Genomic DNA, 16,787 nt, shown 5'->3' with positions numbered 1-16,787 from the left:
GGCGCAAACGCACCCGGAACCACCGGAGCCCCGGACAGGTAATAGCCCGAGACATCGGCAATCAGGTCAGTGGAACCGCCGGAACGGTTGAACAACGTCACCTTCCCGTCAGCACCCACCGGCACCGTCACCGAATTCGCCACCGTCTGACCAACACCGAAGTTCACGTTTGACGTGTTCGGGCGCTCAGTACCGGAAGCAAACGCACTCACAAACCCGAACGACTTCGGCCCCGTCACCGTCAGATTGAACACAACCGCCGAAACATTCGCCGGAATCCCCGAAACCCCACCCACCTGGAACGACACGGGCGCATCAGCACCCGCAGCCGAACCACCTCGGGTATCCAGGGCGCGGAACGGTGAAAGCGACACAAAGGTGCCGGGGTCCACCGGTTGCGTTGGACCGAGCATGGGCGCAGAGGCTGGGGATTTCTCGGCGGCGCGGGCGGAGGCCGGGACGGCAGAAACCCCCGTGGAGGTGAGCAATCCAAGCAGGACAGAGAAAACAGCCAAGAACCTTAATCCACGCACGCTCAAGGAGACCCCCAAATACCCCGACGGCATGGATCACCGTCATTTTTGCGACAATCTACCAGAAGCAAGACGCTGATGGACTGCGGGCCCCGGGCTGAGCTTGGGGGTTAACTCAGACCCGCGCGCTCCCAATCACCGGAAGTCCCGCCGTCGGGAAGAGGCTCGGGAAGACCGACGGCGCGGGGACCGGCACTTCGTCGAGCGGCACAGTGACGGTCTCAACGCCGACGACTACCCGCTGCCCACGCACGCTGACCTCCAAAGGTTCGGCACCGGCGTCGGACCCTAGCCCAGGAGAACCTGAATCCGGAACCAGCGCAAGGCTGATGGACCCCGGCCGCAGCTCGACGGACAACAGCCGCCCGCGGATCTTGAGCCGGAAGGACAGGCTGTCCCACTCGGCCGGCAGCCGCGGATCGAAGTGCGGGACCTGGCCCTGGTCACGCATGCCCGCGAAACCGCACACCAGGGAACTCCAGATGCCGCCGGTGGACGCGATGTGCACGCCGTCAACGGTGTTGTGGTGCGTGTTGTCCAGGTCGATGAACAAGGCCTCGGTGAAGTGCTTGAGCGCGACGTCGGAGTAGCCCACCTCGGCCGCCATGATGCCCTGCACGCAGGCGGACAAGGTGGAGTCGCCGGTGGTGATGGGATCGTAGAAGTCGAACGCGCGCTGCTTTTCCTCGGCCGTGAAGTCCTGCCACTGCAGGAACATCGCCAGTACCGTATCCGCTTGCTTGAGGACCTGGTGCCGGTAGATCACCAGCGGGTGGAAGTTGAGCAGCAGCGGGTACTTCGACTTAGGGGTGTTCCAGTCCCACGGCTCCAGGGTCATGAAGTCGTTGTCCTGGCTGTAGATCTCCATGTCCGGATCGTAGGGAAGGGACATACGCGCGGCGGCCTGCTGCCACACCATCCGCTCGGTGTCGGGGACGTCCGGGTGTTCCAGTGCCGCAGCGGCCCGCAGGTTAAAGCGGGCCATGACGTTGGTGTAGAGGTTGTCGTTGACCACCGCCGTGTATTCATCCGGGCCGGTGACGCCGTGGATGTGGAACAAGCCGTCCTTGCCGAAGAAGCCCAGCGAAGCCCACATGCGGGCCGTCTCGATCAACAGGTCGGCGCCCACTTCGGCGCGGAAGCTCGCGTCGCCGCTGGCCCACTGGTACCGGTTGGCGGCGAAGGAGATGGCGGCGGCGATGTGGAACTGCGCCGTGCCAGCGGCGTAGTACGCGCTGGCCTCGAGCCCGTTGATGGTGCGCCACGGGAACAGTGCACCGTCCACGCTGAGTTCCTTGGCCCGAATCCGGGCGTCGGGAAGCATGGCGTGGCGGGATTCCAGCACTTGGCGCGCGGCGGCCGGGTTGGTATAGGTCAAGTACGGCAGGAGGTACACCTCCTGGTCCCAGAAGTAGTGGCCCTCATAGCCGGAGCCGCTGACGCCCTTGGCCGGGATGCCCGCGACGCCGGCCCGCGCGGTGGCCTGGGCGAGCTGGAACAGGCTCCAGCGCACGGCCTGCTGCTGTTCGGGCTGGCCGCCAATGGTGATATCCGCCGTAGACCAGTAATCCCGGTAGTGCGCCGTGCCTTCGGCGAGGAGCGCGTCAAACGGCACGAGGCCCAATTCGGCGTCGGACGCGAGGATCTCGCCCGGGTCTGATTCGCTTGCATCGGCGCTGTTCACGACGTAGCTGACGCTCTTCTCCAAGCGGAACGTCTCGCCTTCATTCACGGCCATGACGTAGCGGACCGTTGACTCGTCCTCCCCCACCACGGTTTCGAAGGGCTGGCCTTCGGCGGATATCCAATGGTCCACGGCCATGCCGATGCGCTGCCGGGATTCAGCGGTTTCCCAAGCCATGCGCAGCGATCCGTCGGAGCCCTGGAGGTGGAGCGGAAGCAACACCCGGCCAGCGTGGCGGCCGGAGCGGCGGGGGTCGTGGGCCGAGTGGTCCTCCACAGGCTGGTCCTGCCGATTGATCACCAAAGACGTGATGTCAGCGGACACCTGGCGGTCTGCGGTGAGGCTCAGCTCGATGCCGAGGGAACCCCTTGAATCGATCCCGACGGCGCGGCGCTCCAGGGTGGTGACAATGGCGCCTGAACGGCACTCCCAGGTAACGGCGCATTCGTACACACCCGTGGCGAAGTCGATGCTGCGGCGGTAATTCTGCACCGCGGACTCTGTGAGGCTCAGCTGCTCGCCGTCGATGACAACGTTGAAGTTGTTGGCATCCGGCACATAGACGATCCTTTGTCCCGTGCGGGCGAAGCCATACGCGTTCTCGGCGTGCTTGATGTCCCACGTTTCGTGGAAACCGTTGATGAACGTGCCGGGGAGTTCGGCGTCCGCCCCGGCCCAATGGGCACCGCGGATGCCCAGGTGGCCGTTGCCGAGGCTGAAGAGGGTTTCGAGCGTACCGGCGTCGCCGGGAACGTGGATGCTCTCCACGAGCTTCCACGGTTCGCAGGGGAAGCGCAGCCGGTCGGAGCTGATGAGTGCCATGGACTGTTGGGTTCCTTCTGTTTCTGGTGAAACGGCTTGGTTAGAGGAGGTCATCGAGGTCGTCGACCACGAACGTTGCGCCGGCGTCGAGCAGGGTCTGGTGGCCGGCTCCCCGGTCCACCCCGATCACGGCGCGGAAGTTCCCGGCACTGCCGGCCTGCACGCCGGACACTGCGTCCTCGACGACGACGCAGCCCTCGGCTGGAACGTCCAGCAGTTCGGCGGCGTAACGGAACGTGGCCGGATCCGGCTTGCCGGGGAGCCCGACGGCGGCCGCCACCTGGCCGTCGACGACTACCGGGAAGTAGCCATCCAGTCCGGCCGCCTTCAGGACGGCGGGCGCGTTGCGGGAAGAGGACACGACGGCGAGCTTGAGTCCCAGCTCCAATGCGGCGTGGATGAAGCGGACGGAGCCCGCGTAGGGCTCGACGCCACGCGAATCCACGATCTCGTTGAAGATCCGGTTCTTGCGGTTGCCCAGGCCCTGCACGCTGGTGTTGGCGGGATCGTCGTCGGTGGGTCCTTCCGGCAACGTGATTCCACGGGAGGTGAGGAAATCACGCACGCCATCGAAGCGCGGCTTGCCGTCGATGTGGTCGAAGTAGTCGCTCTCCTGGTAGCCGTCCGGATGGCCCGTTTCGGCCAGGTAGCCGTCGAAGAGCTCCTGCCAAGCCTGCTCATGCACCACGGCGGTTGGCGTCAGCACGCCGTCGAGGTCGAAAAGGAGCGCGGTGGCGCCCGTCCAGGCGGTCTTCTGGGTGGCTCGGGTATCAGTCATGGTGGGGAGTGGTCCGTTCAGCGCTGGCGGCGCGTGGTTTTGCGTTCAATGAGTTTCGTGTCAAGGAAATGGTGGGAGGGTTCGTTGGGGGCGTCGGCGTTCTGGAGCCGGTCCACCAGGAGGTTGGCGGCGAAGGCACCCTGGTCGGCCACTGGCTGCGCCACCGTGCTCAGGCCGAGGAACCAGCTCATGGGGTGGTCGTCGATTCCAATCACGGAGACATTCTTTGGTGCGGACAGCCCATGCTCTCGCAAGGCCATCAGTGCCCCGAACGCCGCCTCGTCACAGTGTGCGAAGACCGCGGTGGGAAGGCTCCTGTGGGCAATGAGTTCGTTCATGGCTATACGGCCGCCGTCGATCGTGGAATCCGAATTGATGACCAAATCCGGATGAACAGTCAGGTGATGGTCCTTCAATGCACGGCTGAATCCCTTGAGCCTGTCGCTGGCCGTCAACACCGAGTTCTCCTGGGTTTCGCGGCCGGAAAGCACCGCCAGATCCCAATGGCCCAGCCCCAGCAGGTGGGAGGTGGCCTGCCAAGCTGCGAGTTCGTCGTCGATCCCTACGTTGTCCCACGGTACGGAAGTCATCCCCACGCTCGCAACTGCAAGGCCGGACGCGGCCAGGAGGGCAACCTCGGATTCGCTCAAATCGACGTTGAGGAGCAGCACGCCATCCACGCGTTGGGACAGTCCAAGGAGGTCGCCAAAGATCTTCCGCTTGACGCTCGACTTGCCGCGCAGGCTGATCAGGACGGTGTCGAAACCGCTGTCTCCGAACACTTCCTCGGCCGCCTCAACGGCCTGGGCGAAGAACCACGCGGTGGCGGTAGGAGTGATGATGGCGATGGAACCGGTATTTCCGCCGGCCAGCCGGGCCGCCGCGGAGGATGCCTTGTAGCCGAGCTTGGCTGCGGCGTCGGCCACTTTGGCTTGTGCTTTTTCGGACACGTTCGGCAGGTTCCGCAGGGCGCGTGAAACGGTGCAGATGGACAAGCCCGAGAGGACGGCAACGTCCTGGATTGTCACGCGGTGAGCCTTAACCATTCAACACGGCCTCAACCCTTTCATCTTCTGGATTTGGCGGCACATCCTTGCACCGCCGAAGAAGAGTGTAAGCGCTTACAATTTTGGCAATCAAGAGTTGTTTTCCGGCATCCCCGAATGTGACGCGGACTTCACTTCAACGAAGGACGTAAAACCGCAGAAACGCGCTCACATCCGCCATTTCCCGGGCCTCGATCCGATGGCCCATGCCGGGGTAGGTTCTCGAGGTGAGAGCCATGTTCTTGTTGAGCCATTCCTCGGTGTGCTCAATGGCATCCCTGAAGATCACGGGATCGGCTTTGTCCCTGCCCCAGAAGAACGGCGGCGGCGAATCGAAGGACTCGCTGAGCGCCAGAAGGTCGTTTTCCAGCACGAATCCGGAGAGGCCCACTGTCGCTTTGAAGCCTTCCGGACGGAGACGCAGAAGCGTGCTGGCCATGGCCATGCCTTGGGAATAGCCCAGGAGGCTCACGCTGCTGTGATTCCGCTTGACGGAGTCGATCCAGGCGAAGACCTTGTTAGTGGCCGTGATGACGTCCGCGAAGTCGTTGGCGAGGAAGTAGTCCAGCAGGAACCAGCCGTAGTGGTCCCCTATCGCCATGGGCCCACGGAGCGCAGCGCAAGTGAATTCTTTGGGGAGCTGCGGAAAGAGATTCACCATTCGCTGCTCGTCCGTGCCGTATCCGTGCATCATCACCAGGAGCGGCGTCCCTGCGCGCTCATTTTCCGGTCTGGACCAGACGACAGTTTCCATGGGCCACAGCTTAGTGGGGCGGGTAGGGCCGGCGGCCCGTTCGACCGCACGGGCCTCGGTTCAAGGCCGCCTCTAGCGGCTGGCTACTGCCTTTTGATGACCTGCCCGGCCTTGATGACCGTACGTGTGCGACTTTCGTCCCAGAGCACCGACGGTTCATCGACAGGGTTTCCGTCCAGGATGACCAGGTCTCCAAAGGCTCCTTCGGCTATACGGCCCAGGTCATCGCGACGCAACAGGGCTGCGTTGGTCGATGTCGCAGAGCGGAGCGCATCGTAGACACCCAGTGCTTCGCATTGCAGGCGGAGCCCGGCCAATTGCTCGTCCTCCAGCTCCCCCATGAGGTCGGTACCAAATCCAATTCGGACCCCCGCGTCGCGTGCTAACACGACGGCATTCCGGCCGGCATTCAGCACTTCCCGGTTCTTGGCCGCCCCTATCTCCGTGAGACCGATTTCTTCGCCGCGCCGTGCCATCGCGTCGTAGGTCGCCAAAGTCGGAACCAGGTAGACCTCATTGTCAGCCATCAAGCGGGCAGTTTCGGCGTCCAGCAGATTGCCGTGCTCAATACAGCGCACCCCGTTGAGCACCGAATGACGGATGGCCTCGGGCGAGTAAGCGTGGGCCGTCGCATAACTGCCCCGGCGGGAGGCCTCTTCCGTTACAGTGCGGATTTCGGCCGAGCTGTACTGCGGAACCCTGATGGGGTCGACGGGCGAAATGACTCCGCCGGACGTCATGAGCTTGATGGCCGTGGCTCCGGTGCGGAAGCGGTTGCGCACGGCCCGCAGAAGCTCATCCTCGCCGTCCACCACTTCGCACATGTGGCCGCCATGGAAGCACCCGCCGTCGTCCGCGGCCCGGATGTCACCGTGGCCACCTGTCTGGCTCAGGGCCGGTCCGGTAAAGAAGTACCTCGGACCTGCGTACAAGCCTTCGTCGATGGCATTGGCAAGGCCTATGTCTCCCCCGGCCACGTCACGGACGCTCGTGAAGCCCCGGTTCAAGGCTGCCCCAAGTCGCCGGGCCCCTGCGAGCGCAGAGTAGCTCAACGGCCCCGTTTCGTTCTTGGCGGCAGTCAAGCTGAGCGCGTAGGCATGGAAATGCGCATCGATGAGCCCGGGAATCACGGTACGGCCGTCGGCGTCAACGATTTTTCCGGCCTCTTCCACGTCTCGCCCCACTTCGGTGATCCGGCCCTCGCGGACCGTGATGGAGCCTTCGATCAGGTTCCGGGTCTCGCCATCGAAGATGAGGGCGTTCCGGATGGTCAGTGTTCCCGGCGGCGTAGTGGTCACGTGTGGAGATTCCTTTCCTAGTTAGTGGTGGCAATCGCTTGTTCGAACAGCGGGACAGAGCGCTGGGCGATGTCCACGGCCGCATCCACCGATGTCTGCCCGTAGCTACCCTCAGCGGCAAGGAAGTTCATGGATCCGATGGTCTCACCGTTGCTTACCACTGGAACGTTGACGATGGCGCCGCAACCCAGCGACTCAATGGTCGCGGAGTCGAAGAAGAATGCCCGGACTGCTTCCTTGTCCGCCCCAAGGAACGGCTGCTGGCCCTTGAGGACCTGCTCGAGCCACACCGGGTTGGTGTCCCCGCCCAGGGTCTTCCTTCCGCCCACGGGGTAGACCCCCGGGTGGCTTGTGTAAATGCGCGCCATGCTGGTGCCTGCGTCGGCGACGACGGAAGCGGTGAACAGGATGACGCCGGGCGTTTCCTGTGCGGCGGCATAGACATCGTCAAAGTTTTCGAACTGGGAACTCATGGGAGTCCTTTCTGGTTATAGCCGGGATTGGCGGAACTCGTCTTGTTGTGGATTGAGCGACGAAGTGTGCTGAGGATGAGATGGACGGACAAGAGCTTGGCTGGGGTGTCGAGGGGGACGCCCAGTTCGCGGGCACGGTTTAGCCGGCTCTGCAGGGTGTTCCGGTGCAGGTCAAGGGAGCTTGCTGCGAGGCTGACGGAGCCGTGGTGGTCGAGGAAGGCCCCTGCAGCCGCAATGACGAGGTCTCTGTCCGGGCTGGCCATGAGCAGCGGCAGCGTCAGTTCGGCCACGAGCAGGACCGAGTCCTCATCGACGAACGTCGCGGCCGCCGCAACGTCGAGGTTGGCGAAGCCTGCCACGGTGCCGGGTCCCGTCGAGAGAGCGGATTCAGCGGCCAAACGGGATTCACGGACGATATTCGGCAGTGCCACGGGTTCCTCGCGCCACCGAGAGAGTCCTGCCCCCAGCCCCAGTTCCTCTAAAGACTTCCCGAGACGGACCCGGATCCGCGCTTCGAGCTGGTCCGCCGACTCTTGGTATCTGACGGGAACAAGGGCGAGCCAGCCACCGTGGACTTCGGCCAGGGGGCTGCGGACTGTGACCTTCCGCCAGAGCAACCGCAGCACCGCTGTGAGCTCCGGGCGATGAGCTTCCAACGACGCCCTGCGGATCCACACGGCCACATATTGCTCCTCCCCACGCCAGCCCAGCTGGGAGAGCAAGTGCCGGTGACGTTCCACGAACGTGGTCCAGGAGGAGCCGGGGTCGTGGTTCAAGCCGACAAGGGCCGCCGTGGGTACTGCACGCGCAGTGTCGAGGACATCTCCCAACAGCCACGCAGCGTTTACCGACGGCGTTGCCACCTCGAGGATCGACCGGACGAGCTGCAGGTTGTGGACTCCGGATCTTGGTACCCTCGCGGTGAGCCTGGACGGGATGGAGCTATTCGAACCGCGAACATCCACGGTGATGATTTCGACTGCCTCCCGGGTGGGCGTTCCCGCGGACGCCAGGCTCACGCCGTCGTACTCCAGCAAGATTTCAATACCGTCCAGCTCCCTGGAGATGGTATTCAGGACAGCTCCCAAGGTCGTGTCCTTCGCGACCGCTCGGGCAAACCGCGCCAGCTCAGCGTCCACCACGGAAAGGGCAGCGCCGATTTCAGCGGCGAGTGCGAGGGCAATGCCTGACGTGTCGCCCTCGGCGGCCAGCAAGGTGATACCCAGCCGCTCGGCGAGGCCGATCACTGCGCTGGAGTAGGTACTTCCAGCGACGACGACGGCGCTGGCCTTCCGCTCCCAGGCGTGCCGCAGAGCTGCGGACACCAGCCAGCCGCCGGAGCCCATCTCCGCTGAAAGGACGATGACGGTGTTGGGCCGCACCCGCTGGATGGCATCGAGCTGGGAGACAAGAACGACGCCATCGATTGCCGCGCTGGACGGAGTGAGATACAGCGGGGTGGTGCCGCGGAGGGAGCCGTGCGCCAGGAGCGCGGCGACATCCAGATGGTTCTCGCTTTTCGACCTACGCATGTTGCCGCCTTGGGTGCTCGATCGGAATACCAAAGGCCTTTGGTTCAGCAAGATCAAGGCCTGCCTCCGAGTACCACTGCGCCGCGGCCTTGATCTTCAGGACGTCAATGACATCGCCCACCCGCACATCGTCGATGTTGACGACCGTGCCGTGCTCGGAGTTGAGCAGCGAGACGATGTCCGGGACGGCAGCTGCGATGGCGCCGTCGACGAGGGCCAGCAAGATTTCGTTCTGGATCTCCAAGCGGATGATCTGCCCGGATCGTTCGTCCACGAGCGTCACGCTGGACGGCAGCGCCGGAAGGCCTAGGTCCGAAGGGCGCGACAGGCCTTCGACGTGACTCACCCGGGCCCGGGCAATCCGGGTGGCACCCAGAAATTCAGCGAGCTGCTGGAACTTGCGTCCAACCGACGTTTCGCCGTCGAGAATCTCCCCGATTCGGATCATCCGGCTGATGGAGCCGTGGACTCCGTGCTCGCGCATTTGGCCCGCTGAGCACGGATACATGGCTGTAGCGGCCCACCCACCCATCTCCGTGACGAGTGCCCGCACCAGGGTTTCGGCCCGCTGCGGGTTCTCAGCCTCCACCACAGCCCGTTCGCCGGTAACTCCCATGAGGGCGATCGGACTGATGGGGACGTGGCCGATGTTCAGCGTTGTTTGGCTGATCAAAGGAAATACACGGCCCATGGGGTCGGAATCAATCACCGGCAGCGAGGACTGCAGCCCGACCATGAGGGGAACAATTCCGTTGATGTTGGCGGCGGCGAGCGAATAGATCGCCCGCACCTGCCGGCCAAGGTTGGCCTCGATGGCACGGATGCACCCGATGAACTCATCACCTACAGGAGGCATATCCGCGATGAGGAGACCCTGAGTGACCATTCCGATCGCAACCACGAGGTCATCGGGGGCCAGCTCGTCAATCGAGATGAGTTCCAACACGCGGTTTTCCATGGCCCTTTCAATCATCTCCGCGTAAACGTAGATGGCTGTCGGGTCGATGGTGCAGGCCAGGAAGTGGGCGCCGGTCCGCAGGTGCCGGACATCCTCCACCGTCAGCAGGGCGCTCATCGAATGACACCCTCTTCCGCCCCGAAGGGTGCCCGTCCTTGTATTTCGGGGGCATCTTCAATCGTGTCCCCGGAGGCTTCACCAGCGGCTTGGACCCTGATCCGCACGATGCCGGGGTTGCCATACGGCATGGCATAGACGTTCGATTCAATGATCCGCGTGAGCCCGGGGCTCGCCCCCAACTGAACGGCTGCCGACTCGGCATCTTCTTCCGCGCGACGCTGCACCAACTGGAGGTCCGCCCGACCGCTAACAGTCTCCAACCTGTCGATCCAGGCGGTCAGGGGCGCGACGGCGGAGCCCACCTGCGCGGCGTCGTGCTCAGCTGCCAGCGTGGGAACCAGCCCGAACGGGAGCGGGGTGTCCTGCCCGCTTCGGAGGTCCGCAACCACCGAGGGGACCGCAGGGCGGACCGGATGGTCGGCCGTGTACGGTTCGACGACGGCGGCGTTGCTGGCGAGGCTCGCCTCGTACCCTTGGCGGATGACGCTTCGCGTAGCAGGGAGACCCCCGCGGATTTGGCCCACGGTGACCCCAGAGTCCGCACAGATGACGACCTCCCCATCCGGGGCGCCGGCCAAGGTAGCCGCGCCGAGGATCTGCATAGCGGGTTCGGGGCGCAACCCGTGAATCGGAATCACTGCCAGCCGCGCGAGCGGCGCGCGGCCGCCGTCGTTCTTGGCGAACCACATCGTGGCGGAGGGAAAATGCCGCCGTCCCGACGCTTCCAGCATCGCGACCAGGTCCTCTCCTGTTTCCATGAGGGCGCTGTTGAGGATGGCTGTGTAGTCACGGTCGCGGAAAACACTGGAATAGAAGTCGCTGGAGATGCTGATGCGCATTTCGCTGTCACTGGACAGGATGGCATCGGCAATGCGCGTTTCGTGATCCTTCGACGCTGTCGACCCCACGGAGGTGATTGCAATGTTCCGTACGTCTCCGGAGAGGATGTCCGGAAGTTCGGCCAGGAAAGCCTCCAAACCTAGCGGAGCGAGGGGGCGTCCTCGCAGGTCGTGGCCTCCGCCGACGTGGACTGTCCGGGCCACCACGGGTACCACGAGTGCCGGCAGCCCAGTCACGTGGAACGCGTCCGCAGGCGGGCGGGGCGAAATCCGGATCGCGATGACCGAGGCTAGTTTCCGCGCAGCGAGGACGCTTCCGGCGTCGGAGGTAATATCCGTTACTTTCGTAATTTCCGCACCAAGCTCGTGGCGAAGCTCTTCGAAGGTGGTGTCGACGGCCTCCGCAAGCGTGCTGCATCGCTCCGCAGCCGCGGCGGCCACCACGCTGTGCCCGTCGAGCACCAAGGTCCGGCAGCTTGTTCCCTGCAACCGCAGCCCTATGCGCATTGTTCGGCCTCCTGTTCAGCCTGCCGCAGTTCCCTCACCGGGTCATGACCATGTTCCATGTATATAGCGTCCCCCGATAGGGCCTAGCCCGTGCGCTTGCGGAAGAACAATCCGTCCGCGGCGACTGCAAGCAGGATGAGGACGCCGGTGACAACCTGCTGGTAGGTGGTGTCCCAGTGGAGCAGGTTGAAGCCGTTGCCGATGACGGTCAGGATCATGACTCCGACGAATGCCCGCCACATAGCACCGTGTCCGCCGAGAATGCTGGTGCCTCCGATGACCACGGCGGCAATGGCCGTGAGTTCGATGCCGATGGCCATGGCTGGCTGGGCTGAGCCTGCGCGCGAAGCAAGAATCATGCCGGCCATCGCGGAGCACAGGCCGCTGATGGCAAAGACGGCGACGTGGATGGAACCGGTGCGGATACCGCTAAGGCGTGCCGCTTCCTTGTTGCCGCCCACGGCGTAAATCCTGCGGCCAAACGTAGTGCGCCAGAGGACGATGCCTAGGACGATCGTCATGGCTACCATGAGCACGGAGCCCGCAGTGAGGCCGAAGAGACTGGGCCAGGTCCACGTCTGGAAGGCGGCAAGTTGCTCGGGCAGCGGCGCGACGATGGCTCCGCCCGTGATCACGATGGCCAGGCCGCGGTAAATGATGCTCACCGCCAGCGTGCCTATGAAGGAATTCACCTTCGTACTGACCACGATCAGGCCGGTGACGGTTCCCAGGGCGGCTCCCACCAACAATGCGCCGACGAATCCCGCGATCACCCCTAAGTGCTGGGTGATCATCACTCCGGCGATGGCGGAGACAGCCAAGTTTGCGGTGGAGGAAAGATCGAAGACACCGCTGACGATGCACAGTGTGGCGGCAGCGGCCAACAGTCCCACGATGGCAGCTTGGTCGAACAGGTTGATGAAATTTCGGCCCGTGAGGAACGTTCCGGTATTGAGGGTCAGTAGCAGCATGATGGCGATCAGTCCGAAGACGATCCCGAAATCCCTGACATTGAGCTTGAATTTCTTCTCGGCCGGCTCGGACACGGCAGCAGTAACTGTGGTCATTTGATTCACCTATTTCAGAAATGCGGAAGCCATGACTTCATCGCGGGAGGCGTTCCGGTCGAATTCAGCAACGATGCGGCCTTGCCTCATGACATGGATACGGTGGGATAGGCCGATGACTTCCTCGAGTTCGGAGCTGACAACGACGACAGCCGTGCCCTTTGCTGCGAGGTCAGCGATCATGCCGTGGATGCGAGCCTTGGCCGCGATGTCGACACCGCGCGTGGGTTCGTCCACCAGCAGCACCGCCGGAGGATTGAGCAGCCACTTGGCGAAGAGCGCCTTCTGCTGGTTTCCTCCGGACAAATCGGCAATTAGCGAGCCGCGGCGGGCGCCGCGCAGGTCGACGGAATGGCTGATTTCGGATACGGCTGCCTTTTCCCGGGCTACCCTGACGAAACCGCCCAGTGATCGGCCCGACAAGGTGGAAAGAGCGATGTTTTCGTCCACCGGCCGGCACATGACTAGGCCCTGTTCTTTCCGCGACTCGGGGACGAGGGCCATTCCGGCTTTGATGGCTTGCCGGATGGAGTTGGCACGGAGGCGTCGGCCGTTGATCTGGACATATCCACTGGTGGTTCGATCAGCACCGAACATGGCGAGCAGGGTCTCGCTGCGGCCACTGCCCACCAGGCCAGCGATACCCAGGATTTCGCCTTGGCGGACCGTGAAGGAGACGTCTTTCACTTTTGAGCTGCTCAGTCCCGCCACTTGGACCACCGTTTTTGCTTCCGGGGGTACCGGCCGAACCTCCGGAATGAGGAAATCGACCTCCCTGCCGACCATCAGGCCGACGAGCGACTCGGGCGTGTGCCCCGAGGCGTCCTCAGTGGTGATGTGCTGTCCGTCGCGGAGAATGGTCACTCGGTCCACTAGACCCAGGACTTCCTCCAGATAGTGCGATACGAGGATGACGGTGGTGCCTAAACGCGCGAGGCTCCTGATCACCTTCAACAGCTTTGCTTTCTCGGCCTCGTTCAGGACCGCCGTCGGCTCGTCCATGCACAGCACCTTGGCGCCACGGGCGAGGGCTTTCAGGATTTCGACCTGCTGCTGCTGACCGATCGGGAGGTCCCCCGCCATCGCCCGGGGGTCAAGCTCAAAGCCGGTCTCGGCCAGGAGGCGCTCCAAGTGATCGGCGTCCCGCCGCGAACGGAGCAGGCTTCCTGTGTTGGCCCATCGGCCCAGGAAGACGTTCTCCAGCACTGAAAGGCCAGGAACGAGTGCCAGCTCTTGGGATATAAGGGATATTCCTTGTGCGATGGCGTCCCTGGGCTCGGCGATCTTCACCTCCCGGTCATCAAGCTTGACGACGCCGAAATCTGCCGCGATGGCGCCGCCGAGGATCTTCAGCAGCGTGCTCTTGCCAGCACCGTTTTCCCCCATGATGCCGTGGATTTCCCCCGGAGCCACCGACAACGTGATATCGCGGAGCACAGTGCTGGCACCGTACCGCTTTCCGATTCCGGAGACGGTGATTTCCGGAGCGGCACTCCGATTGACTCGCTCTGGTGTATCCAACTGTTGTATAGCCATTTTGACCTCGGGAGATGGAATGGACGTTTGGCCGGTCCTGCCGGGACCGGGGCGGAGGCTCCTGCCCTGCCGGGATTTCAGCCCCGGCAAGACAGGACCACGAGGGTGATAAGTCGGCTAGTCAGAGTACTTCGAGACGTAGTTCACGGCGTCGAGGGCTTCCTTGGTGCCCTTGGCCTTGTTGGGAGCCAAGCTCGCCTCGTCCACTGCCGTCTCCACCTGCTGTCCCCGGGCCTTGGCAAGGCCGAGTTCCGTGGCCTTGGCGCCGTTCGCCACCACGTCGCTGACGTAGATGGAGAACCATTTACCGGATCGGACGGCCTCGACATTCGAAGTAGATGCACCGTTGCCAATGAACTTGATGTTGCTATTGCCAGCCGCAGCGGCCGCACCCGTGATCGCCTGGGATGCACCGATGACGACATCGACGTCCGGGTTGGCCTGGGAAACGTTCTGGAACGCCTGCCGGCCGCTGTCTTGGGTGTATCCGCCTTCGACACTGGCCACCAGCTTGATCTTCGGATCAGTGGCCAGCTCAGCTTTCACTGCTTCGGTCCGGGCGTTATCCAGCGGCAGGGACTTGAATCCCTCGAGGTAGGCCACCTTGCAGGTGTCTTTGGAGACTTTGGCGCAGGCATCCTTGCCCATTTGGCCGAGCATCTTGCCGTTGCTGGTGGGAAGGTCAACGATGCTGATCGCACCGGGGACCTGGGGCTGGATAGTGTCGAACTTCGGACCAATAACGGAGAACTCGACCACCACCGTTATGCCAGCTTGGACGGCCTGCTGCAGTGGCGCGATGAGGGCCTGATTGTCGTTCGCCTGGATAACGATCACCTCGAACTGTTTTGAGGTGACTGCGTCCTGGATCTGCTGGACCTGGGTCTGGGCGTTGAAGTTGGGGTCCACGAACGTAGCGCTGGCGTTGTTGGCCTTGGCCGCCTGTTGGACGCCGAGGAAGGTTCCTTGGGCGAAGCCGTTCGACTTGGCGAAGCCGAAGAATCCGACGTTGAGGGGTTTGCCGGCGTCCGCCGTCGAAGCTGGTCCGGCGGCCGCTTGCGTGGGTGGGGTGCAGGCTGACGTCAGGAGCGCTAGCCCGATGAGCGCCGCGGCTGCGGCTGATTTCTTTATGTTTTTCATTGGGTGTCCTTCTGTGGGCGGGGCTTAGTATCCGTAGTGGGTCTTGGCGAAGTCCTCGGTGATGAAGCCGTTGACGATGTCGTAGGTGATCTCGTCCCGGGAGCGCTGGGAGACGTCCCCGAAGCCGCCGCCGCCGCCGACTGCGAGCCGGACGATGTCGCCGGCCTTGACCTTGCGGGCGTTGGCTTTCAGAGTGCGGACCTCATCGCTGCGACCTGGGTTGAACACAACCTCGGGCCCTTGGGCGTCTGAGCCGCCGAACAGTCCCCAGGCCGGGGTCTTGGACCTTTCGAACCAGAGCCCCACGACGCAGTCGGCCAGGAACTCGTATTCACGGATGACTCCGTTTCCGCCGCGCCACTGGCCGGGGCCGCCGGAGTTGGGTCGGATGGAGTATTCGTTGATGCGGAATGGGTAGCGGGTCTCCATCATTTCGATGGGCAGGTCCTTGAGGGAGCCGTTGACGTTGTTGATCATCGCGGACTCGCCGTCGGTGCCTTGCCAGGCTCCCCAACCGCCCAGTGTGGCCTCCATGGTCACGAAGTTCCGGCCGAAGCGAGGATCGAAACCGGCTGCAGTGATGATCATCGAGTCGCCGTGGCTGGCGCTGGCAACCCGCTCGGGCATGGCCGGTGCCATGGCCTTGGAAACCAGGTCGATCAGTAGTCCGAGGTGGGAGAAGTACCACTGGCACGGGGCTGGCGCCACCGCGCCGAGAACTGAACCTGAACGCACCTGGGTGGTCAACGGCCGGAAAGACCCGCCGTTCGAGTTGGAGTCCGGGCTGACAAGGAGCTTGTAGCCGACCCGCAGTGCGGAGACTGCCTGGGCGGCGCCACAGTTGACGGGCCCCATGGTCTGGTCAGCCGATCCGGTTACGTCGAAATCAACGGTGTCGCCAGAGACTGTGATCTTTAGCCTGATCGGAATCGGGGTGTCCAGGTTGATGCCGTCGTTGTCCAGGACGCCTTCGGCTTCGTAGACGCCGTCGGGAATGTTGCGGACGGTCTCGCGCTCGATTTCCTCCGTCTGACGGAAGATCTCATCCCGGGCAGCGTCCAGTTGGTCCATCCCGTAACGGCCCACGAGCTCCTTCATCCGGGTGGTGCCCATCCGAAGGGCGGCGATCATCGCGTGCATGTCACCGATGGTCTGGTAGGGGAAGCGGACATTGGTTCGGATCAGATCCACGACGGAGGTTTCAATGCCTGCCTCGATCAGTTTGACCGGGCCCATCCGGAAGCCCTCCTGGAAGATGTCCGTCGCATCCATGGAACCGCCGACGTCCTTGGAGCCCATGTCCATCCAGTGCGCACGGGTGGCTGCGAAGCCGACCACAGCGCCATCGTCGAAGATCGGGGCAAAAATGGTGACGTCGTTCAGGTGGGTTCCGCCAAGATAGGAATCGTTGAGGATCCAGACGTCCCCTTCCTTCCAGACGTCGCGGCCGTACAGTTCTTCCACCGCGATGGAACAGGTTTCCAGGTTGCCCAAGAACAGTGGCAGCCCAGCGGACTGTCCGAGCACGCGGTGCTCGGTGTCCAGGAGCGCCACGACGCAGTCCCCTCCTTCGTAAAGGATGGGTGAGTAGGCGGAGCGGATGAGGGTGGCGTTCATGTCGTCCGCGGCGCTGGTGAGCGCGTTGCGGATGATCTCCACGGTGACTGGATCCAGGGTCTTGACTGCAGTGATTGTCATTG

14 protein-coding genes are annotated in these 16,787 nt (G+C 63.4%); all 14 read right to left on the bottom strand.

Features of this window, described 5'->3' with window-relative positions:
• Positions 1 to 392: hypothetical protein (locus AC1DJB_RS20655; RefSeq protein WP_476910782.1), on the bottom strand; the 392-nt coding region annotated here is incomplete at its 3' end.
• A 256-nt stretch (positions 393 to 648) separates the two neighbouring features.
• A complete protein-coding gene (locus AC1DJB_RS20650) occupies positions 649 to 3,039 on the bottom strand; it encodes a glycoside hydrolase family 65 protein (protein WP_476910781.1) in 2,391 nt (796 codons plus the stop codon).
• 40 nt (positions 3,040 to 3,079) lie between these two features.
• Positions 3,080 to 3,817, bottom strand: a complete 738-nt coding sequence (locus AC1DJB_RS20645) for an HAD family hydrolase (RefSeq protein ID WP_284764054.1) — start codon at positions 3,815 to 3,817, stop codon at positions 3,080 to 3,082.
• A gap of 17 nt (positions 3,818 to 3,834) precedes the next feature.
• Positions 3,835 to 4,845, bottom strand: a complete 1,011-nt coding sequence (locus tag AC1DJB_RS20640; protein WP_253257245.1) for a LacI family DNA-binding transcriptional regulator — start codon at positions 4,843 to 4,845, stop codon at positions 3,835 to 3,837.
• 154 nt (positions 4,846 to 4,999) lie between these two features.
• Positions 5,000 to 5,617: an alpha/beta hydrolase gene (locus tag AC1DJB_RS20635; RefSeq protein WP_307053873.1), complete on the bottom strand. Its 618-nt coding sequence runs from the start codon at positions 5,615 to 5,617 to the stop codon at positions 5,000 to 5,002.
• A gap of 83 nt (positions 5,618 to 5,700) precedes the next feature.
• Positions 5,701 to 6,915, bottom strand: coding sequence for a metal-dependent hydrolase family protein (locus AC1DJB_RS20630; RefSeq protein ID WP_476910780.1), 1,215 nt, complete (start codon positions 6,913 to 6,915; stop codon positions 5,701 to 5,703).
• 17 nt (positions 6,916 to 6,932) lie between these two features.
• Entirely contained in the window at positions 6,933 to 7,388 is a 456-nt protein-coding gene (locus AC1DJB_RS20625) for a hypothetical protein (protein ID WP_059388418.1), read from the bottom strand.
• Positions 7,385 to 8,920 (bottom strand): helix-turn-helix domain-containing protein, encoded by a 1,536-nt coding sequence (locus AC1DJB_RS20620; RefSeq protein ID WP_253257244.1) that lies wholly within the window; start codon positions 8,918 to 8,920, stop codon positions 7,385 to 7,387. The genes AC1DJB_RS20625 and AC1DJB_RS20620 overlap by 4 nt, the downstream gene beginning before the upstream one ends.
• On the bottom strand, positions 8,913 to 9,995 hold the full coding sequence (locus AC1DJB_RS20615) for a DUF917 domain-containing protein (protein ID WP_284990760.1): 1,083 nt from the start codon (positions 9,993 to 9,995) through the stop codon (positions 8,913 to 8,915). Before AC1DJB_RS20615 ends, AC1DJB_RS20620 begins: the two co-directional genes overlap by 8 nt.
• Positions 9,992 to 11,344, bottom strand: coding sequence for a hydantoinase/oxoprolinase family protein (locus tag AC1DJB_RS20610; RefSeq protein WP_284990761.1), 1,353 nt, complete (start codon positions 11,342 to 11,344; stop codon positions 9,992 to 9,994). Before AC1DJB_RS20610 ends, AC1DJB_RS20615 begins: the two co-directional genes overlap by 4 nt.
• 83 nt (positions 11,345 to 11,427) lie before the next feature.
• A complete protein-coding gene (locus AC1DJB_RS20605; RefSeq protein ID WP_059388414.1) occupies positions 11,428 to 12,411 on the bottom strand; it encodes an ABC transporter permease in 984 nt (327 codons plus the stop codon).
• Positions 12,412 to 12,420: 9 nt separating this feature from the next.
• The gene (locus AC1DJB_RS20600; RefSeq protein ID WP_476910779.1) at positions 12,421 to 13,932 is read right to left on the bottom strand and encodes a sugar ABC transporter ATP-binding protein; all 1,512 of its coding nucleotides are present in this window, start codon (positions 13,930 to 13,932) and stop codon (positions 12,421 to 12,423) included.
• A 132-nt stretch (positions 13,933 to 14,064) separates the two neighbouring features.
• Complete coding sequence (locus AC1DJB_RS20595; protein ID WP_059388412.1) at positions 14,065 to 15,087, bottom strand: sugar ABC transporter substrate-binding protein; 1,023 nt, start codon at positions 15,085 to 15,087, stop codon at positions 14,065 to 14,067.
• Between the two features lie 24 nt (positions 15,088 to 15,111).
• The gene (locus AC1DJB_RS20590) at positions 15,112 to 16,785 is read right to left on the bottom strand and encodes a hydantoinase B/oxoprolinase family protein (protein WP_284990764.1); all 1,674 of its coding nucleotides are present in this window, start codon (positions 16,783 to 16,785) and stop codon (positions 15,112 to 15,114) included.
• Positions 16,786 to 16,787 lie beyond the last annotated feature (2 nt).

This window comes from Arthrobacter sp. 01T428 (assembly GCF_056398685.1).
Note: the sequence above shows the minus strand (reverse complement) of the source record. Positions and strands in the feature narration are given on the sequence as shown.